Origin of the sequence: Bifidobacterium sp. 7101 (genome assembly GCF_000499285.1) — a bacterium.
Lineage (GTDB): Bacteria > Actinomycetota > Actinomycetes > Actinomycetales > Bifidobacteriaceae > Bombiscardovia > Bombiscardovia apis_A.
Map to the genome: position 1 here is coordinate 135,071 of NZ_AWUN01000003.1, position 20,815 is coordinate 155,885.

Below are 20,815 nucleotides of genomic sequence, written 5' to 3' on the forward strand. Positions count from 1 at the left end.
CTTGAATGCCAGGGCGAACTAGGTATGTGGTTGAATGTGGATGGTGACTGCCGGATGGTGCAATCAGTTGCCGCCGACGGTGCCTGGGTCGTGACTGCCCTGGACCAGCTGGTCGAACAGCTCGGTGTTACGGGCCTGATTCAGTAGAACGGTGGAACCGACCCGCCTGTTGGGGAAGTAGTTGGGATTGGTCCAGTACAGGCTCCCGGTGACTCCCTTTGGGCCGCTGGCGCTGCGGAAGGCCAGGACCATGCGTACCAGGTCTATGGCGTTGGCCCGCTCATCCACCACCAGGGAATCCAGACCTGCCGAAAGGACCTTGCCGGCCGTGACGGGGTTGAGCAGGACCGAAGGCTGCAGGGCCTTGGTGGTGATGGCCGAGATGGCTTGACGCTGCCGTTCGGCCCGCCCGAAGTCACCCTTGGGATCCGAGTAACGCATGCGGGTGAAGGCCAGGGTCATGCCGCCGTCGGCCTGATGGCAGCCCCTGGACCAGACCATGCCTGATCTGGGGTCGTTGACATCCGCGTCATAGCAGAGGTTGACACCACCCATGGCATCGACCACCTTGCTCAAGCCTCCGAAGCGTATCAGGGCCACATGGTCGACCTTATGACCAGTGATGTCCTCGATCTGGCTGGTCAGGGACTGGTAGCCCGAGGTGTATGCAACGGCGTTGATCTTCATGTATCTCCCGTCCTCCTTGACCAAGGAGTCGCGGGGGACTGAGATCAGTGAAGCTGCTCCGTGCCGAGGCTTGGTCAGCACCAGGATGGTGTCGGTCCGGAAACCGGTGATGCTGGTGTCCTGGCCGGCCCCTGGGGATCCGTCACGTTGGTCCGACCCCAGCAGAAGCCAGGTGGTGGCCCCAGAGCCTGGGGCGTCCGTCAGCATTTGCTCGCGGTTGAGCCTGGCATTGATCCAGAACCACCCGCCGCCTGCCAGTACGACCAGAGCCAAGAGGATGATCAGCAGCAGTATGCCTATGAACCTGCGCACTGGATGCTTATGGGCCAGGGCGGTACCGGAACGCAAGCCCCGATTGCCTCGAGCACCGCCGTTACCCCAGCCGTTCCGACTGGGAACAGGCTGGGCCGCTGGTCTGGGCGTGGTCCGCGAGGAGCCGCTGGTGCGTCTGGCTGTCCGGGTCCTGCCGACTTGCGTCGGCTGAGTTGCGCCTCTTGAGGAAGGCGAGAAGCTTGGAAGCTCCTGCTGTCTGCGGCTGTGCCTGGCCGAGGCGGTGGGAGCGCTGGCAGCAGTTTCGGGACGACGGTGCCTGGAGGGCATGAAGCTGGGTGGCTCCTGCTCTTGTCCGCCTTGGTCTGAACCAGTCCGCATGCCTTCAACCTCCGTAGCTTTGACCGACTAGGCAAGCAATAGCATGTCTGAACGACCCATGGCAGTTAATCGGCTATCTCTGCGCCGGAACCGCACAGACCGTGGCGAACAGGTAGCGATCGGCCATGCCGATGTATTGGCCGGTGTTCGCGTCCTTGATGGTCCCGTCATTCGGGTCGACAATCCCCCCTGTGCTCGGATCAATCAGGGTCTTATTGGGCATGGTAATCAGTCCCGTGCGCGGGTCCGGATCGGGCAGAGCGGTGGCGGAGGCGGAGGGAGTCTGGGTGGAGGACTGTGTCTCAGAGCTCCTGCTCCGTGTTTGAGCCTTGCCTTGCGCCCTTTGGGTGCCTCGGGTCTGATTATCTGACGAGGAGGTGCTTGACAAGGAGGCTTCTTCAGCTTCCTCATTGGCCTGTGTCAAGGGCTTGCCCTGACGCAGCAGGCGCCAGATGGTTTCGGCCTGCTCGGTCCAGACCACCCGATAGCGGTCCTGGGACCATTCCTTGACTGGTATGGTTCGCGCGTAGATGTGCGCAGTGTCTATGTGTTTGAGCGAGTTGCCCAGGCCCAGCAGGGTCTGGAAGCTGCCCAGACCCTCGCTCAGCTGCAGGGTTGACATGGAGGTTGTGGCCAGACGGTAGGCCTTGGGCAGGTCTGAATAGATATCGACGTTCCTGGCCTCGTTGACCAGGCTCTTGATCAGGTACTGCTGGCGGGTGGTGCGCATGATGTCCGATCCGTCGGCGCCGGTGCCATGACGCATGCGGGCGTATTCGGTGGCCTGGGTCCCGTCCAGATGGTGCAGACCGCGCTTCAGGTCAATGCCGGTGTAGCTGTCCTTGGTGTCCTTGGGGATGCATACGTCGACCCCGCCCAGGGCGTCGATGATGGATTTGAATCCGTTGAAGTCGGCCACCACGAACTGCTGGATGTCCAGGCCGGTCAGGGAGCGGACCGCAGCCAGGGAGCAGCTGGCGGCCGAATTCGCATCGCCGCCTTGGTTGTAGCCCTCAGCGAAGATGGAGTTGAACATGACCTGACGGCGGGCCGGGATGGTCTCACCCTTGCTGGTGACGCAGGCCGGGGCGTTCACGATGGAATCCCTGGGGATGGAGACGACGTTCACATAGGAGCGGTCGGCCGCGATCTGGACCACCATGGCCGTGTCGGACTGGTGGTTCTCCTCCAGGCCGTCTCCGCTGCCGCCGACCTCCGAATTACCCTTGCCGTCGCGGGTGTCCTGGCCAAGCACCAGGACGTTCAGGGTCTTGCCCTTGTAGATGTCTTCCGGGGCCTTGTGGGCCTGGGTCAGGTTGATGGGCTCGAGCACGTGCATGTGCCCGTTGATGTCCGTCCAGAAGGCTGCCACAGTCGAGGCCAGGAAGCAAAGAACGAAGGTGAGGGCCAGACAGATGCCCGTGCGCAGGGAGTGGCTGCTGCGGAACCCGTCGCTGTGCTGGGGTTTACCGTTCCTGCCCGCCTTGATGTTGGGCAGTCCCATCTTTCTGGTTGGGGACGTCAATGGTATGCCTTCCTCATCGGCTGTCGCTGTAGGGGCCATTCCGGCAGGAAGAACCGGGATGGCGCTGGCGCGTGCTTGAACCAGTCACAGTATAGTCTGACCCCCCCATCCGCAGCTCCTCTTCGGGCGATACGGTCTCCTCCACGTGTTGTTAAGTTGCGCTTGCAGTCATTTGGGGGTTGACAGAAGACCCCCGCAGCGGCTGTAATAAAAGTGTGTAAAACACACTAGGGACTGGGGGGTCGCTATGAGTGGTTTTGTAGACACTCGATACAGCAATACAACTAAAAACAGGCTGACGCCGCTGATGCAATGGTTCGAAGTCAACATCGGGCCATCCTGGCGAAGCGAGGCGCTCTGTGCACAGACCGACCCGGAGGCATTCTTCCCGGGCAAGGGAGGCTCCACCCAGGAGGCCAAACGGGTCTGTGCCGACTGCACCGTCCGAAAGCAGTGCCTGGACTGGGCGGTCGAACACGACGAGCGCTTTGGCATCTGGGGCGGCATGAGTGAACGGGAGCGCCGCCGTTACAAGAAGAGGATGCGCGCGCAGCGTCAGGTCTGAATCGCCGCAGGTGCCCGAGCGAGGCATCCGGTGACCTGGATTGCGTAGACTGGAACGCATGAGTTTCGTCGCACCTCAAGCCCAGGATGTTCGGCAGGTCCTCTCTGCAGTCATGAACGAATGTTCGCCTGCCGCCAGCCCTCATGTTGAGGATGCCGTGGCGGCGGTGATCACTGTCGAGCATGACCTGACCTACCTGCCCGAAACCCTGCGTGCCCTCTTGCGACAGAGCCTCTTGCCCAGGGTCTTGGTAATCGCCGACTGCTCGGGGGCCACCGTGGAGCCTCTCTATGCGCAGTTCCCGGTGGACGGACCCGCGCGGGTGGAGGTGCAGGTGGTTCGCGCCCGAGGCGCCTCCTCTTTTGGCGATGCCGTGGACAAGGCGCTTGGCTATGCCCGTCTGCCTGGTCGGATCCGCGCTCTTTGGCTTCTGCACGACGACTGCCGTCCATTGGATAATCATTGTCTGGACAAGCTTGTGGACACCTGGCACAGCAATCCCACGGCCTCTCTGCTGGGTGCCAAGCAGTATGACTGGCAGGGCGAGGGTCTGCGGGACGTGGGTCGGTATGCCTACCATCACCGGACGGTGAGCCTGGTAGTGGATAGCGAGCCCGATCAGGAGCAGTATGACGCGCGTCAGGATGTCTTTGCGGTGAGCCTGGCCGGCGCCCTGGTGCCCATGCAGACCATGAAGGACCTGGGTGGACCAGGCGTCTGGGCCGGCACTTTCGGTCAGGCCGACGACCTCTGCCGTCGCATCTGCCTGTCGGGGGGACGGGTGGTGGTGGTGCCCAGCGTTCGCATGGCCCATGCCAGCGCCCGGATGAGCGGATTGCGTGACCGGAATGGACGGCCGGTGCCGTCTGACCACTGCTTGGATGCCTCCATGGGTCCCATACTGGCTCGGGAACGCTACCTGTTGACCGACTTTGCCCTGCCCTGGTGGCCGTTGGTCTGGCTCTGGCGGGTTCTGGCGGCATTGTGGTTCATGGCGGTTGATCTTATCGGCAAGCGACCCTACCGGGCCCTCTGCCGCCTGTGCGCGCCCTGGCGGATCCTGGCCCGTCCTGCAGCCTTGCTGACCATGCGTCGTCGTCTGACTTCCGCCTGCCATGGCGGTCCCCGCCGATTGGACATTCTGCAGGCCAACAGTCAGCAGATCCGGCAGTGGCGGCAGCGCAGGCAGGCCTTCCACGACCAGCAGGAACATCCCATGCTCAGCCACCTGGCTCTGGCTCATCTGCGACAGCAGTTTTTGCGTCGCCTGGCCTGGGCTTCAGGGATGACCATAGCGGTCTTGGTGGCCCTGGTGGCCACCCACTGGCCACTCTGTCGTGCCATCTTCTCGGGAGGTGCCATTCATGCTCCCTCCCTGCCCTCGTCAGGATCTGACTGGTCCCGTCTCTTGGCGGCGGCCACGACCTCCTGGTCCTGGGCCGGAGGCGTGGGACAGCCCGTGGTTCCTGCTCCCTTCCTCCTGGTGCTTCTGCCCTTTGCCCTGCTGACCGGCGGTCATGTGGCCCAGGCCATGGCCCTGATGCTCCTGGCGGAGACGGGACTGGCCGCCCTGTCTTTCTGGGCCCTGGCCGGCGTGGTCACCAGGTCCAACCCCATCCGCGCCCTGCTGGGACTGCTCTGGGCCTGTCTGGCATTCGCCCTGGGCATTGTGGACGGCCTGCAGCTGCCCATGCTGACGGTCATGGCCTTCATGCCTGTCGCCTTTGCCTTCGTTTTCAAGGCCGTGGGGCTGTACCAGACCGAGGCTCCCGTACACCCCAAGGCTTCGGTGCAGCAGGCGGCTCTGGCCTCCATCTGCTTCCTGCCGGTCCTGGCAGCCGAGCCTCAGCTCATAATGGCCATGATTCCTCTCTTCATCATGGCGATCTGCCTGGTGCCCTCCCATAGGATCATGCTGCTGCTGATGCCTCTGCCTTCGGTGCTGGCCCTGGCGCCCACCCTGGTCAATTCCCTGCATCATGCCAAGGATGGGCTTTGGAGGCAGCTTTTCGCAGACCTGATGGTTCCTTCGGCAGACCTGACTGGCCGGCCCAGGACCGGGAGTCTGGGGGAACTGCTGTCCAGTCTGCTGGGCCTGGATGTTTCGGCCCTCTGGCCTATCAGGTGGCGGCCTGAACTCTGGCGTCCGGCCACGCTGGTCTGCTGCCTGCTGACGGTGGCCCTGCTGGCATTTGTTGCCCTGGTTGTGCCTCGGGCGCTCAAGGCGGCCAGGATTCTCTGGATCGACGTCCTGCTGGGCCTGGTTCTGGCGATGGTCTCGCAGGCGGTCTGCACCGGTCTGGACGAAACCGGTCCAGTGGCTGGTTCGGTCCTGCCCGGCATGATGATGGCCTTCATGGGGCTGCTGACCTGTCTGGGCCTCTTGGCTGGCAGGGCCGTCCGTCCCTTCTCGCCCCTGGCTCCTGGCCATGATCAGGTCCCTGATGGCGATGCTGATCGTCCGCCCCTGCCTCCTGCTCAGTCGTCCCCAACGTCAGCAGTTGCAGTCGATGGTGGCGGACGGGTTTTGAGGCTCTTGCTGGGCCTGGTCCTGGCCCTGGTCACTGCAGGCGTGGCAGTGGCGGGTCTGGCTGCGCCAGTCGGCGGCCCCCTGTCAGCGGATGGCCGGCAGCTTCCGGCAGTGGCCGTGGACTACCTGGACAAGGATCCGTCCCATCGGGTGCTGGTGCTGACCTCGCCCTCCCATGGCCGTGTGGCCTACACCGGTCTGCACACCTCACGAGGGGAGCTGATCGATGCCTCGCCTGCCCTGCGCATCCAGAGGGTCAACGGCAGTAAGCTGACCGGCGAGGATCTCCTTTCGCATTCGGCGGCGGCCCTGATGGCCAATGCCGACTCCAAGGCCGTAGCCGCGGTGACCGGCCTCGGCTTCGGGGGAATCTATGTGCCCGTCGACCGTTCAGGAGCCGCCGGCTTGGGGTCCACGCCCAACGATGACCTGGTTTCCAACATCACCGCCAGCGATGGCGCCCAGCAGGTGGTGGCCAATGCCCAGGGAACCTATTTCCGTCTGAGCCCGCAGTCCGACAAGGATGTGGGCGTTGACATGGCTGGTGTCACGCAAGCGGAGGCCAGCACCTGGAGGAGGGCCTGGCTGTGGACCCTGGGCCTGATCCTGCTGGGATACTGCCTGGTGGCTCTGCCGCGTCCGAGCTACTTCGGAGGGGAGCAACTATGAGTGCACGAAGCAAGGGATCCCTGGTGGCCGCTCTGGTCACGGTGCCCCTGGTGGCGGTTTTGATCGCCGCTCTGCTGATCTGGACGCCCCCTGCCTCCTTGGCTGATGGTGCCAAGGGCTCGACTGTTGTGGCCAGCCGCGTCAGCCAGCGGGAGGTGGCGGCCTACTGCCCGGCTCGCATGGCGGTAGCGGACGAGGACAAGGTCGGCGATGACCAGTTCAAGGCATCGGAGGGCGATCTGAGCTCCCGTGTCACCGCCGCCGCCTTTGGAGCCATCGGCAGTTCCAGCCTGACCCCAAGTGGGGGGAGGGCAACGCACCACGGTGACTGATCCTGATCTCCTGGACGGGCAGAAGGCCATGGCCGCCTCGCTCGATCCTGGGGCCTCGGCCACTGCCTTCGATTCCAGGATGCTCAAGTCCCAGCCGGGCACGGGGGCTGCCGTCGGCATGGTCTCATGGGCCACCAAGGGCGATCTTAGGGGGATTCAGGCGTTGGCCTGCCCCCGGGCCGTCATGAATGCGGACTTCCTGCTGCCCGCCACCAGCAGAGGGACCACCCAACGGCTGGTGGCCTACAATCCGTCATCCAAGGCCACGGTGATCAGTATCGAGGTCCAGGGTTCGCACTCCTCGGGCCACCTGTCTTTGGAGACCGGCAAGACAATGACAGTGGCGCCTGGCGGCCATGCTTCATATGACCTGTCTGCGGCGGCTCCTGGCCAGCAGGCCATCTACGTCCGGGCTCGCAGTTCCCAGGCCCCGGTGGCCATGTCGGTCTCCGTCAATGTCATGTCTGGGTTTGATCCACGCGGGTCGGATCAGGTGACCGCCTTGCCGGCTCCCGGTCGTGATCTGGTCATTCCCGGCCTGCGAGGTGCAGACCAGGCAACTCTGCTTCTGCAGGGCTCCCATGCCACGGCGGTGGACCTGTCCTGGGTGGATGAAGGCGGTCAACAATCCTTGCGGCGCGTGGATCTGCAGGGCTCTCAGGCCACGGCGGTGGACCTGGGTGGCGTGCCTGACGGCAAGCTGGCCCTGCAGGTACATGCCGATCGGCCTGTCCGTGCAGTCCTGCAGGTGACCACCCAGGGCAGTCAGGATCAGTCGCAGTCCGACCTGGCTCTGATTCCTGCGGGAACTGCTGCCGCCTCTTCGGCCCTGACCATATCCCAGCCTGCCCAGGCTGCGCTGACCCTGGTCAACCCGTCGGCTGATCCGGTCAAGGCCGAACTGGTTGGTTTCGACGAGAAGGGCAACAAATTGGAAGAGCGCTCGCTGACTGTTGAGGCAGGTCGAGCCAGCGAGCTTTCGACTCACGATTTGGGCGACCAAGTAGCCGCCGTGCGACTGAATGAGGACTCTGGGCATGCCTCTTCCCGGCTGATCTGGAATGCACGCCTGAATGTGGACGCAGTCAACCAGGCTGGCCTGGCCGGTCTGGCGGTCATGGCCCCTGACGGGCTCATGCCTACCACCACCGTGATTCGCTCCGGCCCCGACTCCACCGTCCTGCCCTGAGATTCGGCCTTCAGCGTCCCCACATGGGGTCGATCTCCTCGGGGTCGCGTCCGTAAAGGTCGGCCAGCTGCAGGACCAGCTCGTCGCGGATGATCAGTTCCAGCTCCGTGCGGTCCCTGGTCTTGCTCTGGATGGGCATCCGGTACAGGACGATTCTGGCGGGGATGCCGCGACCTGCCGGGAAACTGCGTGAGAAGAGGTCCGACCGGTCCTCCCAGGGGGTGGGGTCGGAGGGCGGCACATCCTCGACCGCGAATTGGACGGGCTTGACCAGTTGAGGCCAGCCGGCGCCCAGCCGCCGGATCTGGGCTGCGGTCAGATCGTCGAAGATTCCACACCTGGTGCGATAGCGGGGCAGGCGGGTGCCGAAGGTGGGCCGACGGATTCCCCGGCCATGACTGTCCCGGTAAACGGTGCGTGCCCAAGGCGGCTGATCGTTGATCATGACACTCACCATAGCCCCTCAACTCAGTGGCAGTTTCGATTCAGGGTGTCTTGTAGCATGGAGCGATGATCGACAAGCGGATGGGAGCAATCATGGCGAAGGACGGTGCGATGAACGTGGCCTGGTGGGGCGACCAAGACATAAGGTCCATCTGCGCACGGGCCCGGGTGCTGGCCTTCGATCTGGACAATACCCTGGCGCTGTCCAAGACCCGCATGGATCAGACCATGGCTGTTCATTTCGCCGCCCTTACCCAGCTCCGGCCTGTGGCCATCGTCTCGGGCGGACGGTTCAGTCAGTTTCGCGACCAAGTGCTTGACGCCCTGCCCGACGATACCCGTTTCGACCAGCTGCATCTGATGCCCACCAGCGGCACCCGCTACTACCGCTGGCAGGAAGGAAGCTGGAATTGCGTCTACGCCCACGACCTGAGCGCCCAGGACCGTCAGGCTGCCGAGGCCAGTCTGGAGCGCAGGGCCAAGCAGCTGGGCGACTGGGAGGAACAGGTCTGGGGTCCTCGCATCGAGGATCGCGGCAGCCAGATAACCTTTTCAGCACTGGGCCAGCAGGCACCCGTGGAAGCCAAGGAAGCCTGGGATCCCGACAACAGCCGCAAGGATGCCCTGGCCCGGGCTGTGGCTGCTGACCTGCCTCACCTGCAGGTGCGCTCCGGCGGCTCCACCAGCGTGGACATCTCCGCCAAGGGCATCGACAAGGCCTACGCCATGACCTCCCTGGCCAAGATACTGGGCGTGGATGTCGACCAGATCGCCTTCGTGGGCGACCGGATGGATCCGGACGGCAACGATTATCCGGCAGCTGAGGCCGGGGCCATGGCTCTGCGTGTGCACAATCCTGCCGATGCCCTGGACCTGATCCGGGCCCTGGAAGCTGACCTGGCCTGAACCTACTGAACCTGTCCGCAGACCAGTCTGTGAACGGCGAGCCTGTGAACAGATGCCTGTTCATGCACATGGCTTTCTTCTGCTTGCCTATTCTCGCTGTTCCAGGGTTGGCTGGACGATATGCGCAACCATTCATTGCCATCCGGCCGACTCCGCCAGGCCATTTGTGCTGTGACTACGGCCTTGGCGGGCTCGGCCCTGGATCTGCTGGCTCCTCGAGCCTGCGCCGGCTGTGATCGCCCCGATCTTCTGCTATGCCCCACTTGCAGATCCCTGCTCCTCCGGCCCCTGTCGTTGCCTGCGCCTGCCTATGCCGCTGGTCTGGCCCTGGCCTGCGCTCCATATCGGGGACCCGTCCGGCGGATCATTCTGGCCTGGAAGGACCACGACAACCGGCCCTTGGATGAACCCTTGGGCCAGGCCGTGGCCGGCCTGTCTCCGGCCCTGTCCAGGTTGATCGACCCTCTGCTCCGGTCCAAGCCAGCGAAGGCGATTCTGGTGGTTCCCGCCCCCTCCTCGGCCGCCTCCCTGCGAAGGAGGGGGCGGGTTCATCTGAAGCCGATCCTCTTGTCTTTGGTCCAGGCCCTGCAGCGGCAGGGTCTGACTGCCCGGGTGGAACCGGCGCTGGTCATGAACTCCGTGAGAACCAAGTCTGTCCAGGCGGGCGGCCGTCGAAACCGTTCGCGTCGGTTGGCGGGCCGGATTGCGGTTTCGGATCCCTCACAGCTGGCCGGTCATCCCGTCCTGGTGGTGGACGACATCATCACCACGGGATCCACCATCCGCCAGTGCGCTTGTGCCTTGGAGGCCGCAGGCGCCCTGCCGCTGGCCGCCTTGGCTCTGGCGGCTGTTCCTCCAGGCCATGAGGATCTCTAGCGGGCCCGGGCCACGGCCATCTCATCCCAACGGGTGGTGGACCGGGGGGAGAGCATGCCCCGGTTCATGGCCCAATCGGCCCCCGTGTCCTCGTCGCCCCGGCCCTGGCCACGGATGCCTCCGTAGCCTACGCCCACACGGAAGGGACCAAAACGACGGGTGGCATCCTCCAGGACATCTCCCAGACCATGGGTGTCCCGGGCTGCATCCAGGCCTTCCAGGGTGTGGAAGTGGTCGGCATCGGTCAGATCCAGCAGAACCACTCCGGCCCGGATCCAGCGGGCGTGCGGATCCACCCGGCCCTTGAGCGCCCGGCTGGCTGCACCTGCAATGACCAGCGGGTCGTCGCTGGGATCCTCCAGGACGACGGTCCTGCCGGCTGCGCAGAACTGCTGGGGTGCATAGGGGCTGGTGGAGCAGAAGACCTGTACTTTTCCGCACAGACCGTGCTGTCGACGCAGACGGCGGCAGGCCTTCTGGGCGTATATGCTCAACGCCTGGGCCAGGGTGGCGTAGCCCTCTATAGGGTGGGAGAACATGCGCGAGCACAAAATCTGATTGGTGCGTACGCCCCTGGCGGCATCTCCTTCGGGCTCGATGCAGGGCCGTCCTCTCAATTCCAGCACGGTGCGCTGCAGCATGACGGAGAACCGGTGCCGGATCAGAGAGGGATCGGCCTCGCGCAGATCCAGAGCGGTAGTGATGCCCATGCCCATGAGCCTGCCGGTCAGCCGTCGACCCACCCCCCAGACCTGGTCGACGGGCACTGATGCCAGAGCCTGGTCGCCATACTGGGCCTCCACCTGGCTCCAGAGGGTGATCCCCTCGGTCGAGGGGTGATCCTTGGCCCAGTGGTTGGCCACCTTGGCCAGGGTTTTGGTAGGCGCCACCCCCACGCTGACGGGAATGCCGGTGGACCGCAGGACCGCGGCACGCAGCTCCCGGCAGATTTCGACAGTGCGCTTGTCGTTCCAGATGCTGTCCATGAAGCACTCGTCGATGGAGTAGACCTCCTGGTTGGGCAGGAAATGGGCCATGATGGCCATCATGCGCCGGGAGAGGCTGGCGTAGAGCTCATAGTTGGAGCTGCGGGCCACCACTCCGTCCTGCAGGGCCCGTTCACGAATGGTGAACCAGGGTGTGCCGTTGGTGATGCCCAGGGCCTTGGCCGGGCGGTTGCGGGCCACCACGCAGCCATCGTTGTTGGACAGCACGACCACAGGGCGGTCGGCCAGGGAGGGGTCAAAGACGGCCTCGCAGGAGGCAAAGAAAGAGTTGGCGTCGGCCAGGACCACCTGACTGGTCAGAGCGGTCCCGGATGCAGGGTCGCCCGGCCTCTGCGCGCTCATGCCGACCCCCAGCCCGTGGAAGGATAGACGGGCCTCCGGCCTTGACCTCCCGTGCGCCCGCGTACGTGCGGGGTGTGTCCGGGATAGGTGACCTGCGGCAGGGGAGAGTCACTCCGGGATCCACCCCTGGCGTCCACCCGCTGCCAGTGGTAGTTGCCGATGACCACCCCCCAGATGACCAATTCCTCGCCCTCCTGAGGCATGAAGTCGGGGTAGGCGGGATTCTCGGCCCGCAGCATGGTCCGTCCCTTGCATCTGGCCAGCCGCTTGACCAGCAGCTCGTCGTCCAGGATGGCGATGACGATGTCCCCCTCGCGCGGCTCCAGGGACCGGTCGACCACCAGCAGGTCCCCATCGAAGATGCCGGCGCCGGTCATGGAATCGCCGGCCACGTGGATGATGAAGGTGGAGTCGGGATGGACGATGACGTTCTGGTCGAAGCTGAAGTCGCCGCTGAAGTAGTCCTGGGCAACTGAGGGGAAGCCGGCGTGAACGGCCTCCAGTGCCTGTGGGACAGGGCTGGGGTGTCCTCGGAAGAGGCTCAGGGCATCGACCCGGCACTCCGGCAGGGAAGCAGGGGCCGCATCCGGCGACCCATGAATGGTAGCGACCATGGCACACCTCGAACTCGATGACATTCGAACAAATGTTCGATTTCATTATGAGCCGAAGTGCGCCTCCCAGTCAATGCGGCGCGTCGGGCCCGCCGGAGCGGTTCCCGTCCCCCTCGTCTTCGTCGGGGTCGCGGTGATATCTGGGCAGGGTGATCTCGAAGTCCGCTCCGCGCGGATCGTCCACCACCTGCACCTGGCCTCCATGCAGCTGGGCCGCCCAGCGGGCGATGGACAGCCCCAGCCCGGTTCCGCCAGACTCCGTGCCAGGCCCGGCCTTGCCCTTGACAAAGCGCCTGAAGATGTCGGTGCGGGCCTCGGGGGGTATCTGCGAGCCGAAGTTGACCACGTTGGTGACTATGGTCTCCTGCTGCCGATCCTCGTGGGCCTGGATCAGCACCGTGGTGCCGTCGGCCGAGTGCTTCAGGGCGTTGCTGATGACGTTGGTGAAGAGCTGACGCAGCCGGTCCTGGTCGCCCTCCATTCTCAGCCCCTTCTCCAGGTCCACCTGGATGTCGTGGGCGTGCCCGGCGTCGGCTATGGCCAGGGGCTGGAGGGTCTCGTCGATGAAGTCCCCGAAGTCGAAGTCCTCGATCTGCAGGCTGGCGGCCCCGGCCTCCATCCTCGACAGGTCCAGCAGGAAGGCGATCAGGTCGGACAGGCGGTGGGTCTGCTCCAGGATCCCCTCCAGGTTGGCTGGCGTGGGCTCGGTCACCCCGTCCGCCATGTTCTCCACCATGGCCTGCAGGGCCGAGACGGGGGTGCGCAGCTCGTGGCTGACATTGGCCACCATGTCCCGGCGCATCTGGTCGGCGTGCTGGAGCTCCTCGGCCATCTCGTTGAAGGACTGGGCCAGGAGTCCGACCTCGTCATGGCTGGTCGTGGTGGCGTGGACCCGGACCGTGTAGTCCCCGTCGGCCATGGCCTCGGCCGCGTCCCGCATCTGCCGCAGGGGAGCGGTGAGCCCCCGGGAGAAGAAGTAGGTAATCCCCAGGGCCACCACCAGGGTCAGCGGCATGGCAATCCAGCCGCTCCAGCCCATCTTCAGCAGGAACCAGGCCATGACGAAGGCGATGGCTGTGGAGATGATGATCAGGACGCTCAGCTCCACCTTCAATGAGGCGAAGGATCCGATGGGTCGTTCGCGGTCCACCCGCACACTCAGACCTGGTCCCTTACGCCGGCTTTTGCCGTCCTTGCTCATGGTGTGCATCCGCGGCCGTTACCGCTGGTCCTGGTCCTGTTCCTGGTCCTCGGGCGGTTCGAAGGCGTAGCCCACACCATGCACGGTGCGAATCATCTGTGAACCCAGCTTATGGCGCAGAGCCTTGACGTGGGAGTCCACCGTCCTGGTGCCCGAGGCATCCACCCAGTCCCAGACCTCCTCCAGCAGCTTCTCGCGGGTGAGCACGGACTTGGGCCGACGGGCCAGCGTGGCCAGCAGGTCGAATTCGGTGGGGGTCAGGTGAATCTGCTCCCCGCGCAGGGTCACGATGCGCTGGGCCGGGTCGATGACCAGGGAGCCGAAGTCCAGCACCTTCTCGTTCTCGGAGTTCTTGGCGATGACCTTGGCTCGCTCCACCCGACGCAGAAGGGCCTTGCAGCGGGCGATCAGCTCGCGCATGGAGAAGGGCTTGGTCATGTAGTCGTCGGCCCCGGCACCCAGGCCGGTCACCTTGTCGGCCTCGTCGTCCCGGGCAGTCAGAATCAGCACCGGCACCGGTCGCTCGGCCACAATCCGCTTGGTGGCCTCCAGTCCGTCCATGATGGGCAGCATGATGTCCATGATGACCAGGTCGGGTTTGATCTGGGATGCGGCCTGCACGGCGCTGGCACCGTCCGAGGCCACCCGTGCCGTCCACCCTTCGGCGGTGATGCGCTGGGCGATGGCGGTGGCCAGGGTGGGTTCGTCCTCAACCACCAGGATGGTGCTGGGTGTAGTGTAGCGGCTTGTGTTTTTGATCATGCCTACCTCTGTTTTCGATCACTGATCCGCAAAACGATGCTCGTCATGCGGGGTGGAGCCTTGTCGGCATTCGTTCCACCACCGTCGTTTCTTCCAGAATAGTCTTCAGAGCTTCCAGGGGAAGTGTGCTCGCGGAGAATCGCGTCGCCTCCGGGCCCCGTCGGCAAGTCCATGCGCAATGACATTATTATATGGTATTTTATCGACTCGTTCTGGAGGACATATGGGTTACAAGGTCGGTGACATGGTCGTCTATCCGCGTCATGGGGCCGCCAGGGTGGATGCCATCACCGAACGGACCGTCAAGGGCGTCACCCGCAAGTACCTGCAGCTGTCCGTACTTTCCTCTGATGGGCTGGTCATCAACGTCCCCGTCGAGAACGCGGCCAAGGTGGGCGTCAGGGACATCGTCGACGCCAAGGCGGTGGCCAAGGTCTTCGAAATCCTGCGCACTCCGGTGGTCGAGGAGAAGGAGATGAACTGGTCCCGCCGCTACAAGCTGAACGTGGAGAAGATCGCCACCGGCGAGGTCAACAAGATCGCCGAGGTGGTGCGAGACCTCTCCCAGCGCGACGTGGACGAGCACGGGCTGTCGGCGGGCGAGAAGCGGATGCTGATCAAGGCCCGCAAGATTCTGACTTCCGAGATCGCCCTGTCCGAGAAGCTGGACGAGGACGAGGCCCAACGCTTGTTGGACGTCAACCTGGGCTATGCGGAGCCCATGCCCGGTGACGACAAGCACCATACCAAGTCCCCCAAGGAGCCGGCTTCCAAGACCCTGGCACGGGTGGCCCAGGAGGCCGCCAAGAACAAGGGCAAGGGTAAGACCAAGGGCAAGCGCTGAGGCCGGATCCGGTCATGGGCCATCCAAGCGTCGGACTGGGCTTTGACGCCCATCGCTTCGACCCGACTGGCGGGCGTCCCCTCTGGTTGGCCTGTCTGTCCTGGAATGACGGAACTCCCGGCCTGCTGGGTGATTCTGACGGCGATGCGGCCGCCCATGCCCTGATTGATGCCATCCTGTCAGCCGCCGACCTGGGTGACATCGGCACCCTGTTTGGCCTGGGAGCGCAGGCACCCGGAGCGGGCATGCATGGGGCGGCCATGCTGGAGAAGACCGTGGCCTGCCTGCACGAGCATGGTCGCAGGCTGCTCAACGCCTCCCTGGTCATCGTCGGTCAGCGTCCCAGAATCGCCTCCCGCCGTCACCTGGCCCAGCAGGCCATGAGCCAGGCCGTCGGGGCCCCGGTTCGGTTGACCGCCACCACCACTGATGGTATGGGCTTTACCGGCCACAACGAAGGCATCGCCGTCATGGCCACCGCCCTTGTCGGCTGACCGGCATCAGGCGCGCAAGGCCGCCCATCCCTTGGCCAGAGCCCAGAAGAGGGTGGACAGGGTCACGATGATGAAGCTGGGAGGGGCCGGCACCATGGCTGAAATGACCAGGCCTCCCCAGATGGAAACCAGACAGATCAATCCCGACAGAAGCATGGCCCGCAGGGGAGAGGCCACCAGGATGTTGGCCGTGGCCGCCGGGGTGACGACCAGGGCGAAGATGAGCAGGGTCCCCACTGCCGGCACGGCGATGGTGATGACCCCGGCCATGATGGCCATAAAGGTCAGGTTCATCAGCCCGATGGGCACGCCGCGGGCCTGGGCCACCTGCTCGTCCAGGGAGCTGAAGAGCAGGGGCCGGTAGATCAGGGCCAGCAGGATCAGCAGGATTGCATCGAAGATTATGAAGCCGACGACCTGGCCCCGGGTGACGGTCAGGATGGATCCGAAGAGGATGGCCTGCATCTGCTGGGAGGCCGAACTGGACATCCTGGCGAAGAAGAGCCCCAGGCCGGTGGCGAAGGCCAGGACCGTGCCCGTGGCGATCTCCCGCTGGGAGGCCCGCTTTCCCAGGGCTCCGATGACCAGCGCCCCGCCCAGGGCGAACAGGCCCATGCCGGCAGAGACCGGCAGTCCCAGCAGGACGGCACCCGTGGCGCCGGGCAGGCCGATGTGGGCCAGGGCGTGGGCGGCGAAGGTGGAGTGCCTGGCAATGGTGAAGTAGCCCATGGCACCGGCGGCCACGGCGATGCACAATCCAGCCACCATGGCGTTGCGCATGAAGGGGGCGGCGAGGATCTCCGTCCAATGAGGGTCGAAGACTGGTGTAGTCATGAGGTCCTTTCCCGGTCCGTCCCGTGCAGGCGGGCCACCTGGCTGGGTTGATAGCGATTGTGGACGGGGCCAATCGGCTCGTCCATGTCGGGGGCCACGAACATGTCCCCCTGGGGAGTGGTGACCACCTCCACCTTGGTGCCGTAGAGGTGGGTGAGCAGGTCCGAGTCCAGCACGTCGTCCATACGGGCGTAGTGGGGATGTCCGTCCAGCAGGTAGACCGCCCCCGTCAGCACAGGCAGCAGCATGTTCAGGTCATGGGCCACCACCTGGATGGTCATGCCCAGACGGCTGTTGAGCTGTGCCAGCAGGTGGACGGTGGCCCGCTGCCCGGCCAGGTCCAGATTGGCCAGGGGTTCGTCCAGCATGAGCAGATCAGGATCGCAGACCAGGGCCTGGGCGATGGCCACCCGCTGGCGCAGGCCTCCGGAGAGCTGGGACAGACGCAGGTGGGCCCTGTCCTCCACGCCGACGAAGCGCATGGCCTTTCTGGCGCGCTCGCGGTCCTGCCGGGTGACGGGGTGGATGCCGAAGCGGGTGCCGGTCAGCCCCAGCAGGACGGACTGTTCGGCCGTCAGATTGGAGTCGATGTCCGAGGTGTAACTCTGTGGCACGTAGCCGATACGGTCGTTGGCCTGGCCGGCCGGCTGCCCCAGGACCTGCAGACTGCCGGCATCCAGGGGGAGCAGACCCAGCTCGGCCTGCATCATGCTGGTCTTGCCGGTGCCGTTGGTTCCCACGATGGCGGTCACGGTCCCCGAGGGAATGGTGAAGGTCCCCTCCGACCAGATCAGTCGACCGGATCGGCGGATGGCGGCATGGTCGAAGACGATGCAGGCCTGCGTGGATGTTTTATCCGTGTCCTTATCCATGGCGTCCTTCTTGGCAGGAGTTCCATTTGACGGTTCTGCTCTTATTGAGCATGATTCTCATTATCGCTGGGGAGGGGACAGCTTGCAACCTGATCAGCCGAGTCTTGCAGACCGGCTCTTGGACGGCGGTTCCTGTCGGGGAGGAATCTGCGCTAGTCTGGCCCAGACGACTTCGGCAAGGGTTTGCGCCCGCTTGGATGATGGAGATGTATTGACTGCAGTGAAACTGGACGGCAAGGCGGCGGCCGCGGAACTCAAGGAGGACCTGCGCGCTCGCGTGGCGAGGCTGACGGCCATGGGACGTACTCCTGGTTTGGGGACCATTCTGGTGGGGGAGGACCCCGGCTCGCTCAAATATGTAGAGGGCAAGCATCGGGACTGCAGCCAGGTGGGTATCCGGTCGATTAGGATCGATTTGCCCGCCGATGCCGGCAAGGAGCGGATTCTTGCTGCGGTGGATCAGCTCAACCATGATCCCGACTGCACTGGTTACATCGTCCAGCTGCCCCTGCCCGAGGGCGTGGATCCCACGGAGATCATCGATCGTATCGATCCGGCCAAGGACGCCGACGGCATGCATCCATACAACCTGGGCCAGCTGGTCCTGCATACCGACGGCCGGATGCGGACCCCCCTGCCCTGCACCCCGCGGGGGATCCTGCACCTGCTGGACCATTACGGGATTGACCTGACCGGCAAGGAGGTCTGCGTGTTGGGCCGCGGATTGACCGTGGGCCGCACCATCGGACTGCTCCTGACCAACCGCGGGGTGGATGCCACCGTGACCCTCTGCCATACCCGCACCAGGAATGTTGACGCCCATCTGCGCAGGGCTGACGTGATCATCGCAGCCGTGGGACAAGCCGGGCTGGTTGGCGCGGACCAGGTTCGCCAGGGTGCCGTCCTGGTGGATGTAGGTGTCTCCCGGATTTGGGATCAGCAGGAGGGGCGCTGGCGAATCAAGGGCGACATCGATCCGGCCGCCAGGCTGTCTGCATCCGCCTATACGCCCAATCCCGGCGGGGTGGGGCCCATGACCCGGGCCATGCTCCTGGTCAATGTGGTCGAATCCGCTGAGCGGGCCGCCGGAATCCCTGCCTGCGACACGCCCGAGGTCTCCCGGCGACAATGACCGTGGTGTCTCCTATCATGGAGAATGTTCGCGCCTGTCGGCGGGAACGCATAACTCAATACGGAAAAAATATCCACCAACTATACAAGAAACAATTTAATTAATGGCAGAGAACAAGAAGGAAGTCCCCCAGGTCGCGGTCAATGACATCGGGTCCGAGGAAGACTTCATCAAGGCAGTCGATTCCACCATCAAGAACTTCGACGATGGGGATCTGGTCGAGGGGACGGTCGTTAAGATCGACCATGACGAGGTTCTGCTGGACATCGGCTACAAGACCGAGGGCGTGATTCCCTCCCGCGAGCTTTCCATCAAGAAGGATGTCGATCCCGACGATGTGGTCCAGGTCGGTGACACCATCGAGGCTCTGGTCGTCACCAAGGAGGACAAGGAAGGTCGTCTGATCCTGTCCAAGAAGCGTGCCCAGTACGAGCGCGCCTGGGGCGACATCGAGAAGATCAAGGATGCTGACGGCGTCGTTGAGGGCACCGTTATCGAGGCCGTCAAGGGCGGACTCATCGTCGACATCGGCCTGCGTGGCTTCCTGCCCGCATCCCTGGTCGAGATGCGCCGCGTGCGCGACCTGTCTCCCTACATCGGGCAGAAGATCAAGGCCAAGATTCTGGAGCTGGACAAGAACCGCAACAACGTGGTCCTCTCCCGCCGCCAGTACCTGGAGGAGACCCAGTCCGAGGTGCGCGAGACCTTCATGGCCCAGCTCAAGAAGGGCCAGATCCGCGAGGGTACGGTCAGCTCCATCGTCAACTTCGGCGCCTTCGTCGACCTGGGCGGTGTGGACGGCCTGATCCACGTCTCCGAGCTCTCATGGAAGCACATCGATCACCCCAGCGAGGTCGTCAAGGTGGGCGACAAGGTCACCGTCGAGGTGCTGGATGTCGATATGGACCGCGAGCGCATCTCGCTGTCCCTCAAGGCCACCCAGGAAGATCCCTGGCAGCGTTTCGCCCGGACCCACGTGCCCGGACAGATCGTCAAGGGCAAGGTCACCAAGATCGTGCAGTTCGGCGTCTTCGTCTCCGTCGAGGACGGTATCGAGGGCCTGGTCCACATCTCCGAGCTGGCCAACCGCCATGTGGAGAACCCCGAGACCGTGGTCAAGCAGGGCGAGGAGATCTTCGTCAAGGTCATCGACGTCGATCTGGATCGCCGCCGCATCTCCCTGTCCCTCAAGCAGGCCGACGACTCCGTCGACCCGACCTCCGAGGACTTCGATCCGGCCATCTACGGCATGCCTGCCGAATACGACGAGGAAGGCAACTACAAGTACCCCGAGGGCTTCGACCCCGAGAGCAACGAGTGGATTGCCGGCTACGAGAAGCAGCGGGAGGAGTGGGAGTCCCAGTATGCGGCCGCCCACGACCTCTGGGAGCAGCACAAGGCCTTCGTGGCCAAGGAGCTGGAGAACGCCGAGGCTTCGGCCGCCGAGGACAGCCGGTCCTCCCAGGCGCCTGCCTCCGGTTCGCGCTCTCGCCGTCAGAACTCCGAGGAGACCACCAACTACAGCTCGGAGTCCAGCTCCGAGGGCACCTTGGCCTCCGACGACCAGCTGGCCGCCCTGCGCGAGCAGCTGCTCAAGGAAAAGAAGTGAGCATTAAGCGGTGAATGGAGGGGTCCGGCCTCGGTCGGGCCCCTTCATTTGTATCTGCTGTCATAAGGTATACGTGGGAGGTTGGGATGATACGTGTGGGATTGACCGGCGGGATTGCGGCCGGCAAGAGCACGGTGGCGGCTCGGCTTGCTCAGGACGGGGCCAGGGTCATCGATTATGACCAGCTCTCTCACGAGGCCATCGCTCCGGGCGGGCCCGGCGTGGGGCCGGTTTTGGAGCGTTTCGGCTCAGACTGCGGGGACGGCCGGGGAGGAGTGGACAGGTCAGCCTTGGCGGCACGGGTCTTCGGCGGGCCGACGGCCGACAGGGGTCGCAGGGACCTGGACGAGATCATCCATCCGCTGGTCTATGACCTGGCTGCCAAGGCCGAGCAGCCCTGGCTGGAGGGTTCCGAGGTGGTGGTCCATGAGGTGCCCCTGCTGACCGAGGTAGGCTCAGCCATTCCTTTTCATTTCGACAGGGTCCTGTTGGTGGAGACTCCAAGCCAGGTGAGGATTGCGCGTATGGTGAATCAGCGGCATATGACCAAAAGCCAGGCTGTTGAACGCATAGATTCCCAGACCAGCAGCAGTTTGCGACGTGCTCAGGCCGATCTGCTGGTGGACGGATCCCAGCCTATCGAACAAATGTTCGAGTCTGTTGATAGAATATACGAAGAGCTAAAGACCTTGGCCTAGGGGTCCTCGCACAGCGACTGAGGAGCCTTGGG

General features: G+C 64.3%; 20 protein-coding genes. 11 read left to right on the forward strand and 9 right to left on the reverse strand.

Annotated features, from left to right (window positions below; all coding sequences use genetic code 11):
• Window positions 1–63 precede the first annotated feature (63 nt).
• Window positions 64–1,338 carry an LCP family protein gene (locus P272_RS0105240; RefSeq protein WP_029678493.1) on the reverse strand — a complete coding sequence of 425 codons (1,275 nt, stop codon included), beginning with the start codon at window positions 1,336–1,338 and terminating at the stop codon, window positions 64–66.
• A 73-nt stretch (window positions 1,339–1,411) separates the two neighbouring features.
• Complete coding sequence (locus P272_RS0105245) at window positions 1,412–2,842, reverse strand: LCP family protein (protein ID WP_253269674.1); 1,431 nt, start codon at window positions 2,840–2,842, stop codon at window positions 1,412–1,414.
• Between the two features lie 328 nt (window positions 2,843–3,170).
• Between P272_RS0105245 and P272_RS0105250 the strand changes: the two genes are divergently transcribed.
• From P272_RS0105250 to P272_RS0105265, 4 genes are read left to right on the forward strand one after another with little or no spacing between them, the layout of a single operon-like run.
• A complete protein-coding gene (locus P272_RS0105250) occupies window positions 3,171–3,428 on the forward strand; it encodes a WhiB family transcriptional regulator (RefSeq protein WP_029678496.1) in 258 nt (85 codons plus the stop codon).
• 58 nt (window positions 3,429–3,486) lie between these two features.
• Window positions 3,487–6,627 (forward strand): glycosyltransferase, encoded by a 3,141-nt coding sequence (locus P272_RS0105255; RefSeq protein WP_029678497.1) that lies wholly within the window; start codon window positions 3,487–3,489, stop codon window positions 6,625–6,627.
• Window positions 6,624–6,959, forward strand: coding sequence for a hypothetical protein (locus P272_RS0105260; protein WP_029678498.1), 336 nt, complete (start codon window positions 6,624–6,626; stop codon window positions 6,957–6,959). The genes P272_RS0105255 and P272_RS0105260 overlap by 4 nt, the downstream gene beginning before the upstream one ends.
• The gene (locus tag P272_RS0105265) at window positions 6,952–8,148 is read left to right on the forward strand and encodes a DUF5719 family protein (protein ID WP_029678499.1); all 1,197 of its coding nucleotides are present in this window, start codon (window positions 6,952–6,954) and stop codon (window positions 8,146–8,148) included. The genes P272_RS0105260 and P272_RS0105265 overlap by 8 nt, the downstream gene beginning before the upstream one ends.
• 10 nt (window positions 8,149–8,158) lie before the next feature.
• Here P272_RS0105265 and P272_RS0105270 read toward each other — a convergent pair whose 3' ends face one another.
• Window positions 8,159–8,593: a metallopeptidase family protein gene (locus P272_RS0105270; protein ID WP_029678500.1), complete on the reverse strand. Its 435-nt coding sequence runs from the start codon at window positions 8,591–8,593 to the stop codon at window positions 8,159–8,161.
• Between the two features lie 65 nt (window positions 8,594–8,658).
• Between P272_RS0105270 and P272_RS0105275 the strand changes: the two genes are divergently transcribed.
• Both P272_RS0105275 and P272_RS0105280 read left to right on the forward strand, forming a co-directional pair.
• Complete coding sequence (locus P272_RS0105275) at window positions 8,659–9,498, forward strand: HAD-IIB family hydrolase (RefSeq protein ID WP_044097806.1); 840 nt, start codon at window positions 8,659–8,661, stop codon at window positions 9,496–9,498.
• A gap of 171 nt (window positions 9,499–9,669) precedes the next feature.
• A complete protein-coding gene (locus P272_RS0105280; RefSeq protein ID WP_029678502.1) occupies window positions 9,670–10,374 on the forward strand; it encodes a ComF family protein in 705 nt (234 codons plus the stop codon).
• On the opposite strand, the gene P272_RS0105285 is transcribed toward P272_RS0105280, so the two are convergent.
• The 4 genes from P272_RS0105285 to P272_RS0105300 form a co-directional block, all read right to left on the reverse strand.
• Window positions 10,371–11,723: a Y-family DNA polymerase gene (locus P272_RS0105285; protein ID WP_044097807.1), complete on the reverse strand. Its 1,353-nt coding sequence runs from the start codon at window positions 11,721–11,723 to the stop codon at window positions 10,371–10,373. The genes P272_RS0105280 and P272_RS0105285 overlap by 4 nt on opposite strands.
• Window positions 11,720–12,337, reverse strand: a complete 618-nt coding sequence (locus P272_RS08690; protein ID WP_029678504.1) for a LexA family protein — start codon at window positions 12,335–12,337, stop codon at window positions 11,720–11,722. Before P272_RS08690 ends, P272_RS0105285 begins: the two co-directional genes overlap by 4 nt.
• Before the next feature lie 70 nt (window positions 12,338–12,407).
• Window positions 12,408–13,538, reverse strand: coding sequence for a sensor histidine kinase (locus tag P272_RS0105295; RefSeq protein ID WP_044097831.1), 1,131 nt, complete (start codon window positions 13,536–13,538; stop codon window positions 12,408–12,410).
• 18 nt (window positions 13,539–13,556) lie between these two features.
• Entirely contained in the window at window positions 13,557–14,300 is a 744-nt protein-coding gene (locus tag P272_RS0105300; protein WP_029678506.1) for a response regulator transcription factor, read from the reverse strand.
• Window positions 14,301–14,523: 223 nt separating this feature from the next.
• Here P272_RS0105300 and P272_RS0105305 point away from each other — a divergent pair, with 223 nt between their 5' ends.
• Window positions 14,524–15,144, forward strand: coding sequence for a CarD family transcriptional regulator (locus P272_RS0105305; RefSeq protein ID WP_029678507.1), 621 nt, complete (start codon window positions 14,524–14,526; stop codon window positions 15,142–15,144).
• A 14-nt stretch (window positions 15,145–15,158) separates the two neighbouring features.
• Entirely contained in the window at window positions 15,159–15,638 is a 480-nt protein-coding gene (locus P272_RS0105310) for a 2-C-methyl-D-erythritol 2,4-cyclodiphosphate synthase (protein WP_029678508.1), read from the forward strand.
• A gap of 6 nt (window positions 15,639–15,644) precedes the next feature.
• Here P272_RS0105310 and P272_RS0105315 read toward each other — a convergent pair whose 3' ends face one another.
• Window positions 15,645–16,472, reverse strand: coding sequence for a metal ABC transporter permease (locus P272_RS0105315; protein ID WP_029678509.1), 828 nt, complete (start codon window positions 16,470–16,472; stop codon window positions 15,645–15,647).
• On the reverse strand, window positions 16,469–17,344 hold the full coding sequence (locus tag P272_RS0105320) for an ABC transporter ATP-binding protein (RefSeq protein WP_029678510.1): 876 nt from the start codon (window positions 17,342–17,344) through the stop codon (window positions 16,469–16,471). The genes P272_RS0105315 and P272_RS0105320 overlap by 4 nt, the downstream gene beginning before the upstream one ends.
• A gap of 211 nt (window positions 17,345–17,555) precedes the next feature.
• Here P272_RS0105320 and P272_RS0105330 point away from each other — a divergent pair, with 211 nt between their 5' ends.
• The 3 genes from P272_RS0105330 to coaE all read left to right on the forward strand — a co-directional run bounded on the left by P272_RS0105330 (window position 17,556) and on the right by coaE (window position 20,783).
• On the forward strand, window positions 17,556–18,476 hold the full coding sequence (locus tag P272_RS0105330; protein ID WP_029678512.1) for a bifunctional methylenetetrahydrofolate dehydrogenase/methenyltetrahydrofolate cyclohydrolase: 921 nt from the start codon (window positions 17,556–17,558) through the stop codon (window positions 18,474–18,476).
• A 103-nt stretch (window positions 18,477–18,579) separates the two neighbouring features.
• On the forward strand, window positions 18,580–20,085 hold the full coding sequence (gene rpsA / locus P272_RS0105335) for a 30S ribosomal protein S1 (RefSeq protein WP_029678513.1): 1,506 nt from the start codon (window positions 18,580–18,582) through the stop codon (window positions 20,083–20,085).
• Window positions 20,086–20,171: 86 nt separating this feature from the next.
• The gene (gene coaE / locus P272_RS0105340) at window positions 20,172–20,783 is read left to right on the forward strand and encodes a dephospho-CoA kinase (RefSeq protein WP_029678514.1); all 612 of its coding nucleotides are present in this window, start codon (window positions 20,172–20,174) and stop codon (window positions 20,781–20,783) included.
• The last annotated feature ends 32 nt before the right edge of the window (window positions 20,784–20,815 follow it).